General features: G+C 38.4%; 18 protein-coding genes. 8 read left to right on the top strand and 10 right to left on the bottom strand.

Annotated elements, in window-relative coordinates:
- Positions 1–28 precede the first annotated feature (28 nt).
- From ACHB7C_RS04685 to ACHB7C_RS04675, 3 genes are all read right to left on the bottom strand, one after another.
- A complete protein-coding gene (locus ACHB7C_RS04685) occupies positions 29–1180 on the bottom strand; it encodes a pyridoxal phosphate-dependent aminotransferase (protein WP_395346526.1) in 1152 nt (383 codons plus the stop codon).
- A 306-nt stretch (positions 1181–1486) separates the two neighbouring features.
- A complete protein-coding gene (locus ACHB7C_RS04680; protein WP_042843503.1) occupies positions 1487–1831 on the bottom strand; it encodes a hypothetical protein in 345 nt (114 codons plus the stop codon).
- 197 nt (positions 1832–2028) lie between these two features.
- The gene (locus ACHB7C_RS04675; RefSeq protein WP_042844310.1) at positions 2029–2253 is read right to left on the bottom strand and encodes a HEAT repeat domain-containing protein; all 225 of its coding nucleotides are present in this window, start codon (positions 2251–2253) and stop codon (positions 2029–2031) included.
- A gap of 293 nt (positions 2254–2546) precedes the next feature.
- Here ACHB7C_RS04675 and ACHB7C_RS04670 point away from each other — a divergent pair, with 293 nt between their 5' ends.
- The gene (locus ACHB7C_RS04670; protein WP_042843504.1) at positions 2547–2924 is read left to right on the top strand and encodes a hypothetical protein; all 378 of its coding nucleotides are present in this window, start codon (positions 2547–2549) and stop codon (positions 2922–2924) included.
- A gap of 50 nt (positions 2925–2974) precedes the next feature.
- Here the strand turns inward: ACHB7C_RS04670 and ACHB7C_RS04665 are convergent, their stop codons facing one another.
- Together ACHB7C_RS04665 and ACHB7C_RS04660 are read right to left on the bottom strand one after the other, a co-directional pair.
- The gene (locus ACHB7C_RS04665; protein WP_042843505.1) at positions 2975–3346 is read right to left on the bottom strand and encodes a hypothetical protein; all 372 of its coding nucleotides are present in this window, start codon (positions 3344–3346) and stop codon (positions 2975–2977) included.
- 387 nt (positions 3347–3733) lie between these two features.
- Positions 3734–3982, bottom strand: a complete 249-nt coding sequence (locus ACHB7C_RS04660) for a DinI-like family protein (protein WP_042843506.1) — start codon at positions 3980–3982, stop codon at positions 3734–3736.
- A gap of 584 nt (positions 3983–4566) precedes the next feature.
- On the opposite strand from ACHB7C_RS04660, the gene ACHB7C_RS04655 reads away from it, so the two are divergent.
- Both ACHB7C_RS04655 and yddG read left to right on the top strand, forming a co-directional pair.
- The gene (locus tag ACHB7C_RS04655; protein ID WP_042843507.1) at positions 4567–6027 is read left to right on the top strand and encodes a sodium:alanine symporter family protein; all 1461 of its coding nucleotides are present in this window, start codon (positions 4567–4569) and stop codon (positions 6025–6027) included.
- A gap of 183 nt (positions 6028–6210) precedes the next feature.
- Positions 6211–7104 (top strand): aromatic amino acid DMT transporter YddG, encoded by an 894-nt coding sequence (gene yddG, locus ACHB7C_RS04650; protein WP_131680724.1) that lies wholly within the window; start codon positions 6211–6213, stop codon positions 7102–7104.
- 63 nt (positions 7105–7167) lie between these two features.
- Here the strand turns inward: yddG and yidA are convergent, their stop codons facing one another.
- Both yidA and ACHB7C_RS04640 read right to left on the bottom strand, forming a co-directional pair.
- Positions 7168–7980: a sugar-phosphatase gene (gene yidA / locus ACHB7C_RS04645; RefSeq protein ID WP_048607371.1), complete on the bottom strand. Its 813-nt coding sequence runs from the start codon at positions 7978–7980 to the stop codon at positions 7168–7170.
- A 235-nt stretch (positions 7981–8215) separates the two neighbouring features.
- The gene (locus ACHB7C_RS04640) at positions 8216–8599 is read right to left on the bottom strand and encodes a helix-turn-helix domain-containing protein (protein WP_042843512.1); all 384 of its coding nucleotides are present in this window, start codon (positions 8597–8599) and stop codon (positions 8216–8218) included.
- 348 nt (positions 8600–8947) lie between these two features.
- On the opposite strand from ACHB7C_RS04640, the gene mgrB reads away from it, so the two are divergent.
- Positions 8948–9079, top strand: a complete 132-nt coding sequence (mgrB, locus tag ACHB7C_RS04635) for a PhoP/PhoQ regulator MgrB (RefSeq protein ID WP_370661207.1) — start codon at positions 8948–8950, stop codon at positions 9077–9079.
- A gap of 230 nt (positions 9080–9309) precedes the next feature.
- On the top strand, positions 9310–10692 hold the full coding sequence (locus tag ACHB7C_RS04630) for an amino acid permease (protein WP_042843515.1): 1383 nt from the start codon (positions 9310–9312) through the stop codon (positions 10690–10692).
- Positions 10693–10778: 86 nt separating this feature from the next.
- On the opposite strand, the gene pagP is transcribed toward ACHB7C_RS04630, so the two are convergent.
- Positions 10779–11354, bottom strand: coding sequence for a lipid IV(A) palmitoyltransferase PagP (gene pagP / locus ACHB7C_RS04625; protein WP_129465994.1), 576 nt, complete (start codon positions 11352–11354; stop codon positions 10779–10781).
- A 701-nt stretch (positions 11355–12055) separates the two neighbouring features.
- On the opposite strand from pagP, the gene ACHB7C_RS04620 reads away from it, so the two are divergent.
- The 3 genes from ACHB7C_RS04620 (at position 12056) to thiD (ending at position 15466) form a co-directional block, all read left to right on the top strand.
- Complete coding sequence (locus ACHB7C_RS04620) at positions 12056–13612, top strand: YjjI family glycine radical enzyme (protein WP_129465993.1); 1557 nt, start codon at positions 12056–12058, stop codon at positions 13610–13612.
- Positions 13584–14450 carry a YjjW family glycine radical enzyme activase gene (locus ACHB7C_RS04615; RefSeq protein ID WP_042843517.1) on the top strand — a complete coding sequence of 289 codons (867 nt, stop codon included), beginning with the start codon at positions 13584–13586 and terminating at the stop codon, positions 14448–14450. Before ACHB7C_RS04620 ends, ACHB7C_RS04615 begins: the two co-directional genes overlap by 29 nt.
- Positions 14451–14668: 218 nt before the next feature.
- On the top strand, positions 14669–15466 hold the full coding sequence (thiD, locus tag ACHB7C_RS04610) for a bifunctional hydroxymethylpyrimidine kinase/phosphomethylpyrimidine kinase (protein ID WP_071548152.1): 798 nt from the start codon (positions 14669–14671) through the stop codon (positions 15464–15466).
- Between the two features lie 35 nt (positions 15467–15501).
- Here thiD and yegS read toward each other — a convergent pair whose 3' ends face one another.
- Both yegS and yegQ read right to left on the bottom strand, forming a co-directional pair.
- Positions 15502–16401 (bottom strand): lipid kinase YegS, encoded by a 900-nt coding sequence (gene yegS, locus ACHB7C_RS04605; RefSeq protein ID WP_042843519.1) that lies wholly within the window; start codon positions 16399–16401, stop codon positions 15502–15504.
- 437 nt (positions 16402–16838) lie between these two features.
- Entirely contained in the window at positions 16839–18224 is a 1386-nt protein-coding gene (yegQ, locus tag ACHB7C_RS04600; protein ID WP_042843520.1) for a tRNA 5-hydroxyuridine modification protein YegQ, read from the bottom strand.
- Positions 18225–18280 lie beyond the last annotated feature (56 nt).

Here is an 18280-nt window from a genome sequence, read left to right as displayed (position 1 = left end):
CCCCATGAATCCGATAGGTGCTTAGTATTTAAACCCATCCTTTCTTATGAAATTGTTTTAATATAACAACAAATTGCAGCATTTCTTCTGGCGTTCCTAGAGTGAGCCGGTTCCACCCAATAATTGGAGGAAATTCGCGGCCAACCATCACATGAGCATCAGCCATACGTTGTTGATAAGTTTTCACATCACCGTTAACCTTATGAAAAATAAAATTGGCTTGTGAAGGCGCATATTCCAAACCTAATTCCTTGAACGCTTTTTCTACTATCATGCGAGATGTGTTATTAGATTTAAGACTATGTGCGATAAATGGTTTATCTTTTAACGACGCTATAGCAGCAACAGCCCCTGCCGTATTGGTATTATCGATGGATAAAAACTCATCAACAGCAGCAATGGTCGCTGGGGAAGCGACACCATAACCAATTCTTAAGCCTGCTAAGGCGAATATTTTTGAAAATGTACGAGTGACAATTAAATTATTTTGATCTTTTTTTACTAATTCTATCGCGCTAGTAAAATTAGGGTCTTCAACATATTCTGCATAAGCTTCATCGACAATAAAAAATAAATTATCAGACTGACTATTCATCCACTTTTCGAGTTGATTGTGAGGTGTAATCATCGCAGTAGGGTTATTGGGATTGCAAATATAAACTATAGATAATCCTTCAAAATCTTTTGTGGCTTGCTCCATTTTCGCTAAGTCAAAAGCAAGCTCTGCGGTTAGCGGGATTTTCGTAACTTTCACACTCAGTGAAAGAGAGTAAAGTTCTGCATAATTAAAGGTTGGGTCCGGCGTCACTAGTTGAATTTTTATTCCACGTTGGTTGGCTCGGTTTGCTAACATTGCGACAGCAGCTTGGATAATTTCTGATGAGCCGTTACCAATACTGATGTGCTTGTCAGATAAACGGTAAAGTTCTGCAATATTAGTTAAGAGTTCAGCACGTGCGGCATCTGGATAACGAAATGCACCCGGTAGTGCGTTAATAACAGCCTCTCTAGCTTTTACTGACATGCCTAACGAATTTTCATTAAAATTAAGCAATAGTGGATGTTGTTCGTCAGGCAAAACAGGGCTATTTGTTTGTGCAATAGATTGATTTGAAAAAGCATTAATTGCAATGCTACCTGCAATCAATGAAGTTGATTTAAGAAATGAACGACGATCCATGATTATTCCCTGAAATTATTATTTTTGAATCTGTTAGGTTACTTAAAATCGCATTAAAGTAAATAATTATTTACATTTTTTGATTTTTTATTCACCTGGCAGTTGAGGGAATGGTCAGGTTTTATCTATATTGATAACGCACTTAAGTGTATAGCATTATGGCTGGCTTTTAGGGGCTCATGTTGGTAATGCAAATATAATTAATTATGTAGTTATAAATTGGCCCTCGTAGTGATAAAAATGCGGTGTGAACCACCGCAAATATTTCTAGTCGAGTTATATCAAGGGGTGGCTTGATATAAAACATTATTGGCCTTGGACTGGTGTATTGGGTGTGATTTCAATAACGGCGACTTTGACCATATATTGTTTCCCGTTTTCTCCTTTAGGGGCATCAACTGCAATTTTTTTCAGTGCTTCATCTGGCTGAGTTGTTTGGATAGCAGTTGAATATTGCATCATTCCTTGATAACGACCGGTATTGTTAAATTGGCGAAAGTTATCACATGGTCTATTATTATATTGTTGTTGATTTTGATACCCACCACGGTGCCAAGAACCATTTCCGTAGCCATCCCCAGGATACGCAAATGTAGAAAAACTAACAGCGATTAAACTTGCACTGATAATTAATGGTTTTAATATATTCATGGCTTATCTCCTTTGGAATATTTATTAATTATCATTCTGCCAATATATTTAATTAGTTCAATCGGATTTACTTATCTAAATGAATAAATCACTATTGTGACAATATTTTTCCATTATTTATTCACAATGAAAATATATTGTTAAAACAATTAAGTTAAAGTTAATGTTTTCATCGGGTAATTTCTGGTTTTTTTATTCTATTGTTTTTCATAGAAAAATTTTGCTAGCTTGCTGAGTGATATAATAGAGGCGACAGCAATATCTTTATTATAATCATCACATAAAACTAATAACCTATCGATTGCATCTTGTTGTTCAATTGAACATTTATAATCACCTAATGCAGTAATTGCTGCTATTTTAACATCATTGTTGTTACCGTAGGTTAAATCAACTAGATTTTTTACAATTTTTTCTTTCATAAATGACTTAGAAAATAATAAGTAGGGGTAACTAGTATAAAACTGAGAAGAAAAATATAAAATGTTTTTTTTATCAATACTAAATATAAAAATATTAATATGAAAAATATTAGTTCTGTCGATTAATTTTGGTGTATCTGAAAAGTGAGGAGTTTTTGTCATTATCTTTCAGGTTTTATCATACTTTTAACGGTATTGAGGGCAGTGAATATCAAAGGCTCAAATTGTTCACAAAAATTGATATGATGCATTTATAATATTCTCAAATGTCATAAATGAAGAAGGGTAGTACGTTGAAACGTATAAAAACAAAATTGTTGATTGTTCTGTTGTTAGCACTTGGTGTGTTTGGCTACCATTCTTATACCAGTATCGGGGATTCTGATGTTAAGAATGAGGCGCAACGTTTGGTTGAAGCGAAGCTGGGTAATGCAAGCAATATTGAGTTTAATGATGTTGAAATAATGCAAAAAGGTGAGTTTAAAGAGGGAGAAAACTACCGTGTGTGTGGGAAATATCATTTACCTTCACAAGAAAACCCTTTGCCGTTTGTCGCAAATGTTATCATCAAGGATGGGCGTTTTTCTGAACATGAACAGTTGATTATAAGTGAAACGCAGGAATTACAACTTTCAATAGAAAGATTGTGTTCTAAAAAAGAAACAGATTAACAAAAGAGAGCTCAAAGCGAAATTTGAGCTCTTTGACTTTAGCCTAGTAATTAAGACTTATTTAATAATAGCTCAGTTTGTAGTTTACAAGCTGAGATTGAATCGTTCAGTGATTTTTGAAAATCTGCTTCGTTAGCAAAATTAGATTTGTTACTGCGTATAGCATCAATGGCAGTGGCTAGGTTTTGACGAAGATCGGATTCAAGAGTTTCTAATTGCTTCAGATCTACATTCTCACTTTTCAATTTAGCAATAGTTGCTTGGGTTAATTCACTATTGGTTTTGTTAGTGCTGTATGCTTCACTTAGCGTTTGACCGGTGATTTCGCAATAATCATTGGCTAATTCGCTTATATTTAAAGGGGCATTTTCTGCCATAGCAAGGACTGGAGTCAGGCAAAAAGCCAGTAATAAACGCTTCATAATCATACCTCTATTTTGCACACGATGAATAGTAACTCTATACAGTATCAGCGAAATACTATAGCAGATTAGACCTAAAACGGGGGGTATTGATAACTTTATAGCATGATTTCATAAAAAAGAGCCAGTATAAATACTGGCCGCTATAATCAGCAAAAGCAATGTAAATGAAAATTACGTTATATACTTTAGCATATAACGATAAAAAATAAAGCGATTTACCATAATTTTAAAAAAGTTAAGGAGAAGTATGACCTTGATCAGACTTTAAACTGCGATAAGGGTAGGGGTGAGTTGAGGCTACACAAATTGAAATCAAAAAATTAACCAGCTGAACACTTTTGTTAAGGTTACAGCTGGCTATGTAATAAAAGGCTTATTGATCAATTATTGCTGTAACCAGTGCCCATGCTTTAAGACATCTTCAACAAGTTCATGCAGCACTATATGGACTTTATTATCATCGTGAAATCCATTAGTTTGGAAAGTTGTTGGCCCACTGTCGTGGGTGATCAGCAAATAACTACCAGGATATACTTCCAAAACTCGGGCTTTTAGCTCATCTGTAAAAGCTTGGTATGATTTTTCTGAGAGTTGAGATGTAGAGTCATCAGACAGCTTTATCGTAATTTCCATATGTTAACCTCTTGTCTAAAAAGCGAAATTTCAATCAGTTTATTGTTAACGCAAAGTATAATCAACTATCTTATTTAGATGATACGAATTGGTCTGGTTGTTCATTGGTTGGTTGATATGATTTATTAAATTTTGATTTTAGATTAAAAATAAATATAGCTTAACAGACTCGTTTAATTATAAGCAATCGTGTTAGCTGTTATTGTATTTAAATTCATTTCTTGCTAATAAGTTAGCGGGAGTTATTAATCTCATTAGTTATGCGATTAAAAAAAAAGCTAAAAATCAAACGTTTGATTTTCTGTAAGTCAAATAGAGGAGGGGTATTTTATCTGTCTGTTTTGAAAGAATTTTGTTGCTATTCTCTCTAAAGAAATGAGTTCGGAATCTCCATTAATAGAAAATGAATGAATAATAAATCGAAAAAAAATTTACATTAAAGATAAAAAAATATAATTTCAAAAAACAAAAAGAAATATTTTATTTTATTTTTTGTTTTCTATTCTTTAATAATTATAAAGAGTAGATGCGTGCTAATTAGCAGCTAATTCTTTATTAGTTAATTTAATAAAAAGGAGAGCGATTTGATAGAACATATAAACACATTAACTAATTTTATTTGGGGTTATTTACTCATTTATTTACTGTTGGGAGCAGGGTTGTACTTTACTATTCGCTCAGGTTTTATCCAAATTAGGCATTTTAGGCATATGTTTGGGGTGTTAAAAAATAGTAAACAGACGGATAGTGCAGGTATTTCATCATTTCAAGCATTGTGTACCAGCCTAGCAGCCAGAGTCGGAACGGGCAATTTAACTGGAGTAGCAATCGCGCTAACCGCTGGTGGACCAGGTGCTATTTTTTGGATGTGGGTTGTCGCATTGCTGGGGATGGCAACTTCATTTGTTGAATGTACTTTAGCTCAACTATATAAAACTAAAGATGACCAAGGTAATTACCGTGGGGGGCCTTCTTATTACATGCAAAAAGGGCTAAATCAGCGTTGGATGGGGGTATTGTTTTCAATTTTCCTCATTATTGCATTTGGTTTAGTTTTTAATGCAGTCCAAGCCAATTCTATTGCACAAGCAACGGCTGTTGCTTTCGATTTTAATCCTGTTTATGTCGGAATTGGTTTAGTTTTATTAAGCGGCGTTATTATTTTTGGTGGGTTAAAATCTATTGCTAAGGTCGCTGAATTAGTTGTTCCTGTTATGGCTACAGCTTATTTATTATTGGCATTTTGGGTTGTGGGGCACCACATAGAGCGGTTACCTGAAGTATTTATGTTGATTATTAGAAATGCATTTGGTCTACAAGAGGCGGCTGGTGGGGCGATTGGGTATGGTGTTGCTCAGGCTATGACTCAAGGTATTCAACGTGGGTTATTTTCGAATGAGGCAGGGATGGGGTCAGCACCAAATGCAGCTGCATCGGCGTCACCTTATCCCCCTCATCCTGCTTCGCAGGGCTATGTACAGATGCTCGGTGTTTTCATGGATACGATAGTGATTTGCAGCGCGACTGCGATTATTATCCTTTCTTCAGGGGTTCTCGATGGTGGTGTCGAAAAAATTAATGGCATCGAATTGACACAGTTAGCGCTATCTTCAGCAGTCGGGAGTTGGGGAAGCACATTTATCGCGATTGCTATCTTCTTTTTCGCCTTTACTTCGATAATTGCAAATTATGCTTATGCAGAAAGTAACATGATTTTTCTAGAGAATAACCATACGGCTGGATTGTTTATTTTCCGTTTGGCGGCATTGGGGATGGTGATGTTTGGTGCTCTTGCAGAAATGCCATTTATTTGGAAATTAGCCGATTTGTCAATGGGGCTGATGGCAATCACAAATTTGATCGCTATTCTTTTGTTATCGGGTATCGCATTTAAATTAGCAAAAGATTATAAGCAGCAATTAGCGGCGGGGAAAATACCCACTTTTGACATTAATCAGCACCCTGAGTTGAAAAAACAATTTGAAGAAGGAATTTGGGAAAAAGAACAGGTTGATAAATGGGTTGAAAAAGAATCTTCGCGTTAGTGGTTAAAGCTTTATTATGAAATTCTTAGGTGAGAATCCTAAGAATTTTTTTATGTACGATTAGAACGTAATACCAGTAAAAGATCTTGCATTATAATTCTTTGAGCTATAAGGTTTTTTAAAATATTAAGCGCCACCATTTTTGGTATAAAACATTTTTAGAACTAAATAGCTGGGAATATTATGAAGTTAAATCAGTATGCTGCAACGTTTTACGGGGTCATTTCTATCTTATTATGGAGTACGATGGTTGGGCTGATCCGCAGTGTAAGTGAAAACTTTGGTCCTGTTGGTGGTGTTGCACTCGTTTATACGATTGGCTCAATAGTGTTAGTTCTTGTAATGGGGGTACCAAAAATAAAGCAGTACCCTAAACGCTACTTATTTTGGGGAACGATACTATTTGTATGCTATGAGCTTTGTTTTGTTTTAGCGTTGGGGTTAGCAAACAGTCGACAACAAGCGATTGAGCTGGGTATGGTGAATTATTTATGGCCAAGTTTTACAATTGCTCTCGCAGTTTTTTTTAATCGGCAACGTTTCACTCTATTATTAGCGATTGGGCTAATTTTAGCCTGTATGGGGCTTGTTTGGGTTATTTCAGGGGACCAACCGCTTTCAATTAATGCTGTTCTTGCAAATATTCAAAGTAACCCCCTTTGTTACTTTTTAGCCTTTAGCGGGGCGATTATTTGGTCTTTTTATAGTAATGTGACTAAGCGCATTTCGGGGGGCAATAATGGCATGGTGCTATTTTTTATTTTGACCTCAGTCGGCTTATGGGTGCTTTATTTTTTTAGCTCACCAACACCATTTATTATTACTAGCCAAAGTATTTCGCTTTTAGTCGTTGCCGCTATTGCAACAGGGGGAGCTAATGCCTTGTGGACACTGGCTGTGATTAAAGGCAATGTGGCATTTTTAGGAACACTTTCTTACTTTACTCCTGTTATTTCAACAGCTTTCGCTTCAGTATTATTGAGTACTGCATTGACATTCAGTTTTTGGCAGGGTGTTTTTATGGTCACAGTTGGTTCGATTGTCTGTTTTTGGGCGACTCGACAAAAGCGCGTATAGGAGCAGTAGACCGCAGCGCTTGCGACGTGCGAGCGCTGGTAAAGCCAATGAATTCTAAGCTAGTTAGACATTAATAAACTTATTAATAGCGATAGCAACACCGTCTTCATCATTTGTATTTGTGACAAATTTTGCCATTTTCTGGATAGGCTCTAAAGCATTAGCCATCGCAACTGAAACACTTGCATATTGTAGCATTTGGATATCATTATTTTGATCGCCAATACTCATCACTTTGTCGGGTGTAATTCCTAATTTTTCGCAAATACATTGTAAGGCGGCACCTTTACTTGAGGTTTTTGTCGATATTTCAAGAAAGTAAGGGCTGGTTCGGATTAATGAATAACTATCAAACACATTCTCAGGGATATAGCTAATGCCGACTTCCAGTTTTTCTGGGTGGTCGATGATCATAAACTTGGTAAAAGCGAGCGAGTTATCCATCTCATTAACAGGGCTATATATCAGCGGTGTGTTGGTTAAATAAGCATCGGCAACCGTGTAATGGCTAATATGACGGTTTGTGGTAAACATACAGTTATCTGCGAGGGCATGCATGTGAACGCCGATATTTCTAGCCAGCTCTTCAAAATATTGGAAGTCATCAAAATCTAGCAGGTTTTCAATGAGGTGGCTGCCATCATTTGCTTGATGGATAACACTACCATTATTACTAATACAATAATTGTCAGAGCTATTTAAACCTAATTCTTTTAAGTATGGGAATATGCCAGAGAAAGGGCGGCCTGATGCTAAGACAATATGAACACCCTTTTGTTGTGCTTGCTTGATAGCGTCTTTTACTGCGGGAGATATTTGGTGCTGGGAATTAAGTAACGTGCCATCTAAATCAATGGCGACCAGTTTGATTGACATCCAATGCCTCCTAAAATTAGTACTTTTCTCCCAGTACCTTACTCCAATTATTTAGAATGTAAATTACCTAACTCGATGTAACAGGTGTGATAAAGAGTATAAGACCGCAAGAAGATACTGGCGAACAGAACACAAGACAATGTGACTGTTCAGAAAACCGATTGAAATGACAATGTTTTATGGCATTAAAACTAAAAATAGTAATAAGCTTTTAATTAATGCGATAAAAACATACTCACTCATAATCACCAGTTAAGTGCAACGGTTGTTTGACATCAAGCTGAATTTGTTCATTTTGCCTGAAATCAAACGGCGTAATGCCATACTCTTTACGGAACATGTACGTAAAATGGGATTGTGAACCAAAACCGAAATCCAAAGCGATATCGAAGATTGATTGGTTGCTGTTACGCAGTAAGTTAACCGCACCAGCAAGGCGGCGTTGGCGTATGTATTTACCTAGTGAAATCCCGGTGACTTCTTTGAAAATTTTTTGCATATGCCAAAGTGAATAGCCAGAGTAAGCCGCGAGTTCTTCTAAGTGGATCACGCGTCCTAAGTGTTCTTCTATCCATTTACTCAAAGCATAAACAAGAGCTAAGTGGTTATCTTGTGGCATCTTATATTATTTCTAGTTTTACGGTAGCAGAAGTATACACAACTTCATTTCACCATGACAAAGGCTGCTTGTGCGGTATTTCTCATTTTTTGGGCAAAAAAAGCACAATCAGAATAAGTTAACGGGCAATAGTACTTAAAATGAGCAAGATTTTTGTAAAAACAGGTTAATTGCTTATTTTCCTCAAATTTGTGACCGCAAATTAGAGTAGTATTCATTCTGCGAATGTATTGCAGCTAATGTAATTAGCACAGTCAATGATAAAGCGACCGCGCCTTACCATTGTAATCATTTGAAAAATAAAATCATCATTGATATTTGAAGGAATGTTAGGTGTTTGGTCGTAAAATATTTATTGCTATTATCGTCATCTTAAGTTGCCTTTTTCTCTATCTTTTAGCGATGGACAGCCTTTGCGATCAAGGGGGAGAAAACTTTATTTTTGGTATTTGCGGTGTAACTGACTTGTTACCATTTTGAATTTGCTTTTTAATGCACAATACTTGATATTGAGTCGGGATAATTTTCTGCCAGTATCGTTATGTAATACGATGAAAAATAAAAACAACTAATAACACCTCCTGATGGGCTGTATTAATGTGAAACAGAGCCAGAAGAATGTAGTGTTAATAAGAAAATTCAAATAAACTTGTACGATTATCATAATTTTGGACGATAAAAAGCAAGTAATAGGACGAAAGGGTAAAGTTATGGCGCAACAGCAACAGACGCTAAAGCGGGGATTAAAAAATAGGCATATCCAGTTGATTGCTTTGGGGGGCGCTGTTGGTACAGGGTTATTCCTCGGGATTGCAACAACAATTCAAATGGCAGGGCCATCTGTTTTACTTGGTTATGCATTATGTGGGTTTATTGCTTTTCTCATTATGCGTCAGTTGGGCGAAATGATAGTTCAGGAGCCTGTGGCAGGTTCATTTAGTCATTTCGCATTTAAATATTGGGGCGGTTTTGCAGGCTTTCTGTCTGGGTGGAATTATTGGGTGATGTTTATCCTCGTTGGGATGACTGAACTGACTGCCGCAGGGAAATATATGCAACATTGGTGGCCTGAATTACCTATTTGGGTGTCAGCCGCGGTATTTTTTATCGCAGTAAATGCCATCAATTTAGTGAATGTGCGTTCTTATGGTGAAACAGAGTTCTGGTTTGCGTTAATTAAAGTTATTGCTGTTATTGCCATGATCATCTTTGGTTGTTATTTATTATTAAGCGGTCATGGTGGGCCACAGGCGAAAGTCAGTAACTTGTGGGAGTACGGTGGTTTCTTCGCGAATGGCTTTAATGGGCTAATTATGGCTCTTGCGATTATCATGTTTTCGTTTGGTGGCTTGGAATTGGTGGGTATTACGGCTGCTGAAGCAGAAAACCCAGATAAAAGTATACCCAAAGCGATCAATCAAGTGGTTTACCGTATATTGATTTTCTATATTGGATCATTAGCGGTGTTGTTAGCGTTATACCCTTGGGTTGACCTTGACGGAAAGACTAGCCCATTTGTGTTAATTTTCCACGAGTTAGGTGATTTACTGGTCGCAAACTCGTTGAATGTCGTTATTTTAATAGCTGCACTCTCCGTGTATAACAGTGGAGCATATGCGACTAGCCGTATGTTGTATGGCTTAGCGCAGCAAAACAATGCGCCAAAATTCCTTTCAAAAGTGAATAAGGGTGGTGTCCCTGTTATGGCTCTACTTGTTTCTGGTATTGCAACTTCAGGTGGGATCTTAATTAACTTTCTGATGGAAGGTAAGGCTTTTGAATTATTGATGTCTCTGGTGGTAACCACATTGGTTCTTAACTGGATTATGATTTGTGTGTCAAACTTGAAGTTTAGAGCTGCAATGAATAAACAGGGCATTGAAACGAAGTTCAAAAGTATTTGGTATCCATTTGGTAATTACCTGTGCCTAGCCTTTTTGTTGTTGATTCTAGGGATTATTTTGACGATGGATGGCTTACGTATTTCGGTATTAATTATTCCGTTGTGGATAGCCGTTCTATGGGTCGGTTACCAATTCTCTGGGGCTAAAAAGCAGGGGCTTGCTAAAAAACAACAAACAGAGCAAGCTTAGTTAATTGATTTATATATAAATGGCCGGCAGATAAAAATCTCCGGCCATTTTTTATGGTATCTCATCAGGTCACTAAAAAGGGTTAATCACCATTGCCAACGTAACCAAGCAAATAAGACGTTCCCGTTATTATAGGTCCCTGGGATATAAGTAGCTTGCAGTGAGAGCCTGTCATATTCCACTGACACTAAGGGAAGTGGCGCTGGGATGGGAATATAAAACATGTCCCGACGCGCCGTGACACTCAAGGTAAAACCAGCCCCCATGCGAAAACCATCTATGTCTCCAGGAACCCACATTTTTTGAAATGCATATCCAGCAATCGGTTCCCAGTCATTATGTGAATCTTTGAATGCCATTGCGTAGAGAGCATGCCAATCATTATCCTCATCATAACGATACTTACCCAGACCAAACCCCCAAGGCCTTTCGTTGTATTCGTCTGTTTTCTTTTTGTCATACATTGCACGGTTATGCCACGTGACAGCAGGAACATAGAGTTCATATTTATCGGAGTCCCATGTGTTACTCACGTTGTTGGTAAACTTGTTCCATAAGTTTGTTGATTGACCGTCGGCAATCGCGGGCGATGGTATGCTGATTGCAGCGCCTATAACGAATGATGCGCTTACCATAAATTGTATATTTTTATAAACTCTCATTGTAAATCCAGTTTTGTATCGCAAATATAATAATGACAATTAGCTCGCTAATAATCATAAAACTAGCATTATTATAATAATTTTGAGCCTAATTATTTTAATTAAGATATACGCAATATCATAGTATTTATTGCCTTGTTAAGGGGAATAACTCAATAGCCATATCAAAACGGTTTAATTTTGAAGGTCCAAAACCATAGGTATTTAACATGAAGTATAATTCTAGCTTATAAAACAACCATTCCAAGAGTCCAATTTTCCTAAAAAAAGCATCAATACTAAGTATAGATATTCTATTGACGAAGTATCAAGTGATAGAAGTGGTAGAAAACGGGATAAAAAATGCAGGAGACACCCGTAATGCGAGTGAGTAACAACTTGTAATCTCAAGAAAATAAGTGAATACAGCTAATAATGTAGATGGCGTAGACATTTATAGAAAAAACGATGTAAACAAATCAAAAAAGCATGATGAATGTCAAATAATCAGTAGGCGCAATGGGATGAAATGGAAGTTATAAATAGGAAATACAAACTGCCAAATAGGTGAATGATGATAGGGCTGATTTTCCTTTGATTTTCCTTTGATTTTTCAGATGATGAGTCTCATAAAATAGTAATTTTTAACCATTTTAGTGGTAATCATTTCTGGAACGTAGCAGGGAAAACCATCAGTGCCTTAAATAATGAGGACCATCACTATGATGAAGCGCCAGAAACAACTTACTGAATATCAAGCCAAATGTTTGGCGATTACGACGGATAAAATATTATCACCTAAACAAAAATCGAATTTTTTAGCGATAGAAGCGGATAGCCATATTCCTTACCTAGCAACCAGCCAAGCCTTAGCTGATGCATTAGAAAATGGTGTGATTTGCGATATGTATGAAGGGAATGCGCCGTATAAACCTCGCTATGTATTACCTGATTACGCTAAGTACCTTAAGCAAGGTTCCGATTATTTAGAGCTTCCTCCTGCTGCGGATTTTGATGATGCATTAAACCACTTGATGATTGTGTATCATCACGTCCCGTCGGTAACAAATTTCCCTGTATTTCTTGGGTATTTAGACCAACTATTGATGCCTTATGTTGGCGAGCTTACTGAGGAACAGCTGTATCCAAAATTAAAACGATTTTGGATACAGCTAGACCGGACTTTGCCGGATGCGTTTATGCATGCGAATATTGGCCCAGATGACAACCTAATTTGTCGTTTGATTCTACGTATTGACGCAGAGTTAAAACAAGTTGCACCGAACTTAACATTTGTGTACCACCCGCAGCGCACCCCTGAACCACTTTTCCTTCAAGTAATTGAAAATATTTGTGAATGTAGTAAGCCACATATTGCGAATGATATTATTCATAGTGCGGCATTTGATGGCCTAGGTTATGGTATTGTCAGTTGTTATAACTCACTACCGGTAGCGGGTGGTGGTAGCACTTTAGTACGGCTAAATTTACGGGAAGTTGCATTACGTAGCCAAAATGCGGCAGATTTTTTAACTGTCCAGTTGAAAAAGTACTGTGAATTGCAAATGGAGTTAATCGAAACGCGTAGTGCATTTTTATTTGAAGGATCTAATTTCTTCCAAACCAGTTTTCTTGTGCATGAAGGGTTAATTGAGCCGCAGCGTTTTACCCCGATGTTTGGGATTTATGGATTAGCAGAAGCCGTTAATATTTTGATGGAAAAAGACGGTATTCAAGGGCATTACGCACCAGATTCCCCTGCATTACCGCTAGCTTATCAAATTAGTGAGCAACTGGCGGATTTCGTTGAAACGACCCCCGTAAAATATGGTTATAAAAACCGAGCAATGCTGCATGCGCAATCAGGGATTAGCTCTGATACTGGAACCACACCTGGGGCGCGTATTCCATATGGGGAAGAGCCAGACCCAGTTTCACATATCCAAACGGTGGCACCTCATCACAAATACTATTTATCTGGCATCAGCGATATTTTGACTATCGATGAAACTATCAAACAAAATCCACAAGCACTATTACAACTATGCAAAGGGGCATTTAGCTGCGGAATGCGTGAATTTACCGCAAACGTAGCAAGTAATGATTTAGTCCGTGTCACCGGGTACATGGTGCGTTTATCTGATATTGAAAAGTATAAAACGGAAGGCTCTAGAAGTAATACAACGTGGTTAGGGGAAGAAGCGACTAAGAATTGTAATATTACCGCCCGTCAGCAACGAGTGATTAGCCATGAGCAATCGATGCGCTATACTGAATAAGGTTATTCCTTTTTCTTGCGTGGATGGCCCCGGTAATCGGCAAGTCATATTTTTGCAAGGGTGTAATTTACGGTGCTTAAACTGCCATAACCCCTATACCATGGCTATTTGTGATCACTGTGGGGACTGCGTTGTAACTTGCCCCCACGGTGCTTTATCACTCATTGATGGTCAAGTCGTTTGGGATAACGTAGCTTGCCAGCTTTGCGATACGTGTTTGCAGACTTGCAGTAAAAACGCGAGCCCAATGACCACGGTTCTTAGTGTTCATGATGCTATAAATAGCCTATCGAGAAATGTTGCCTTCCTCAATGGGGTCACGGTCAGTGGCGGGGAGGCGACCACTCAGTTGCCTTTTATTATTGATTTGTTTAAAACCATTAAAAACTCACCTGAACTGAATCATTTAACCTGCTTTATTGACAGTAATGGGCATCTTGCTTCTACAGGCTGGCGCAAAGTCATCGAATATACGGATGGTGTAATGATAGACCTGAAAGCATGGAGTGATGAATGTGCATTGCGGTTAACGGGTAGAGATAACCAACGGGTATTTCAAAGTATTCAATTGCTGGCTGAAGCAAATAAATTGTATGAATTGCGCCTATTATTTATTCCGCAGCAAACAGATTATTTACATCATATTGATGAATTAGCGAATTTTTTAACTAGGCTTCCTACGGATACACGGGTAAAAATTAATGCATTTCAGCAACATGGTGTAAAAAATGAAGCGGCTAATTGGCCGTCAGCAACCAAAGTGCAAGTAGACGATTTTGCCCAGCAACTTCAGCGCCGTGGTGTTAGGAATATTTATTTACCTAACGTATATTTATAAGATGAATTAATCCTTTTTATGTGAGATATACCTTTTTTAAATCTAAGTCATTCAATTTCACACACTAATTGCTGGTATTTGTTAAATGATATGAGACAATCATGGCAATTTATTGTCTGGTTTTAAGCACATTTCCAGTAACTGATAACGGCTAATAGATTTCTAGCGTGAATGTGATTGTTGCATTCATACGCTTTCACATAAAAAGGAGGGCACTCATGAGGATCAACGCATTAACCATCGCTGGGACAGACCCATCTGGTGGGGCAGGTATTCAAGCCGATTTAAAAACCTTCTCAGCATTAGAGGCCTACGGTACCAGTGTGATGACGGCATTAGTGGCTCAGAATACGAAAGGCGTCCAGTCAGTACAGGATTTGCCTGCTGAGTTTGTTGCAGCGCAGTTAGAGTCTGTACTTAGTGATGTCCGGATCGATAGCGCTAAGATTGGTATGTTGTTTAATCAACGTAACATCACCGTAGTGGCTGAGGCTCTGAAACAGTATAATATTCCATATGTTGTTTTGGATACTGTAATGGTAGCCAAAAGTGGCGATCCATTACTGCTACCTGATGCGGTTGACTCACTGAGGCAACAGTTAATTCCGTTAGTTTCACTCATCACACCAAATTTGCCAGAAGCGGCTGTATTGCTCGATGAAAAAATAGCGCAAAATGAAAGCCAAATGCTAGCTCAAGGTTATAAGTTACTTCAAAAAGGTTGCCAAGCGGTATTAATGAAAGGCGGGCATTTAAGCGATGCAGAAAGCCCTGACTGGTTGATTACCCCAGAAGGTGAGTGGCGGTTTACTTCTGTTCGTGTTAACACGAAAAATACCCATGGTACTGGTTGTACATTGTCCGCCGCATTGGCTGCATTACGACCTCGTTATGCAGATTGGCAGACGACTGTCACAGAAGCAAAGGCCTATTTGCAGGCCGCGTTAGAAAAAGCGGATAGTTTGGAAGTTGGAACAGGGATCGGCCCTGTACACCATTTCCATGCATGGTGGTGATTGCTAAGCCCTTCTTCAAGGGCTAATTCATTGTATTAAGCTAATAAGTTACATTGCGGCGGTAATCGGCATTGTATTGCACCAGCTTGTACTTTAAACGTAAATGTATCCCCTGAAAGGGGTTCACCGTCTAAGTTTAGTATCATGTCATGGGGAGAGGAAATTTTAATCCATGATAGTTTCTTTTCAATAAGATGCTCATTCTTATCGGTTGAAAATAAATTGGTGAAAAATGCGGGGATCACGTCTCTGGCAGGGATAATCAATAAATTAAGGGCACCATCGTTAATTAATGCTTGAGGGGTAAGTTGTTGCCCTCCACCAGCTTGTTTGCCATTACCAATAGCGATAACTAAAGTTTCGCCTTCCCAGCTAAAGTTGTTGCCTTCAATATGGCAAATATCTGTTTTTAGAGTGTCAGGGCGAAATAGGCCATTAATGACATAAGCCGCACCGCCTAATGCAGATTTTAGCGCTTCGGGAGTTTCTGTGGTGATCCGCGTACCAAAACCGCCTGTTGCCATGTTAAGAAAATAATACTTTTCATTAACCCGTATGATATCAATGGCGACCGACCTGCCTTTTATCGCAAGTGCTAATGCGGCCTCAACATCTAAAGGAATATTTGCGCTGGTGGCAAAGTCATTTGCCGTCCCCATGGGGAGTATACCCAAAGTAGGGCGTGTCTCTGAGGGGAATTGCATCAACGTGCTTGCAACCGCATTAATGGTGCCATCACCTCCAGCAGCGATAATGGTGTCAACACCGTTTTCTATCCCTTGGGCGATAAACTGGCGAGTGTCAGTTTTTTCCCACGGAATACGCACTTGTATTTGATGGCCTTCTTCGCGTAGGTGAGCAATTGCTTTGCGTAATTCTGGGTTATTAGATTGTTTACCATTAAGAATAAGCATAGCTGATTGATATTTACTCATAAATATTTATCCATGCGGCTAATATTTAAAATAAGTATAAAAGAGTTTTGCTTATTTTGTTACAGAAAAAGAGAGAGCAAGAGCATTATAGGAGAAAGAGAAAAAATAACAAAAAAGAAATGGCTAGCTCAAGGGAGATTGAGCCAGCCAAGGAGGTGGTTCCTAGTCTTATTTTATGACTTTCTAGTTCTTCGTTTTCGAGAGTGACTATACGATATTGAATAGCCAATTGATGTGATCTGTTGCATAAAATTGGATATTAGGTGCACTTTTTAATGAAAATGTCAATGACGAGAATGATTATCAAATGAGAAGAGCATGTAAAGTGAAATGAACAACGGTATTATTAGCAAAAAAAGCTAAGAATTTGAATAAATAACCTTCAAATTCTTAGCTTGTATATTATAGGATACTTTAGTAAACCTATCTTTATCTAACTAACCCGCAAGGTGGTTTTCTGACTGAGTTTGATGTGGGTCTCGCGTTGTCGCACCAGCAAGGTTGCGGATCAATAAACCAAAATTGACGTCGATATCTTCAGGAATTGGTAGATAAACAATATGACCATTACCCGGAGCGACTTCAACAGCGTCACCTTTGCGGTTTGTTAGTGCTTCTAAGGTAAAGACAATATTGCCAGCAGGTGTCATTATTTCTAGGCTATCACCGACACTAAATTTATTTTTAACGTCGACTTCTGCTAACCCATTAACACGTTTACCGGTAAATTCACCCACAAACTGTTGGGTGTCGGAGACGGAATAGCCATATTCGTAGGTTTGATAGGCGTCATGAGTATGGCGACGTAAGAACCCTTCGGTGTAACCGCGATGTGCTAACCCTTCTAAAGTGGAGAGCAAAGTCGGGTCAAAAGGTTTACCGGCAACAGCATCATCTATCGCACGGCGATAAACTTGTGCTGTTCGAGCACAATAATAGAATGACTTAGTCCTACCTTCAATTTTAAGCGAGTGAACACCCATTTTAGTGAGGTTTTCAACATGCTCAATCGCCCGTAAGTCTTTAGAGTTCATGATATAAGTACCATGCTCATCCTCAAAGGCAGTCATGTACTCCCCAGGGCGCTTAGCTTCTTCAATCATGAAGACTTTATCGGTTGGTGCGCCAGCACCCAGAGTTGGTGCGACATTCTGGACAGGGATCGGCTCATGGATATGAACAATGTTACCGACATCGTCTTCTTTGCCTTCTTGAACTTTATATTCCCAGCGGCAAGCATTAGTGCATGTGCCTTGATTTGGGTCACGCTTATTAATATAACCAGACAACAAACAACGACCAGAATAAGCCATGCATAATGCACCGTGGACAAAAACCTCAAGCTCGATTTCAGGGACTTGCTGGCGGATTTCTGCAATTTCTTCGAGTGATAATTCACGGGATAAAATAACGCGTGTTAAGCCCATTTGTTGCCAAAATTTCACCGATGCCCAGTTAACCGCATTGGCCTGTACGGATAAATGAATATCCATTGCAGGGAAGGCTTCGCGTACCATCATGATAAGACCCGGGTCTGACATAATTAACGCATCGGGGCCCATTTCAATGACTGGGGTTAAATCACGAATAAAGGTTTTTAATTTAGCATTATGTGGGGCGATATTAACGACCACATAAAACTTCTTACCAAGGTCATGAGCTTCTTGGATACCTTTGGCTAAGTTTTCGTGATTAAACTCGTTGTTACGTACGCGTAAGCTATAACGAGGTTGTCCTGCATATACTGCATCTGCGCCATAAGCAAAGGCATAGCGCATGTTCTTCAATGAACCGGCAGGGGATAAAAGCTCTGGTGTAAACATGGTTATTCTCTATCTGATGTCAAGTCAGCACTAACTCGGGAGAGATAGTGTTTTTA

The organism is Providencia sp. 2024EL-00732 (assembly GCF_044006275.1).
In the GTDB taxonomy this organism is placed as follows: Bacteria; Pseudomonadota; Gammaproteobacteria; order Enterobacterales; family Enterobacteriaceae; genus Providencia; species Providencia huashanensis.
This window is presented reverse-complemented; position numbering and strand designations above follow the sequence as displayed.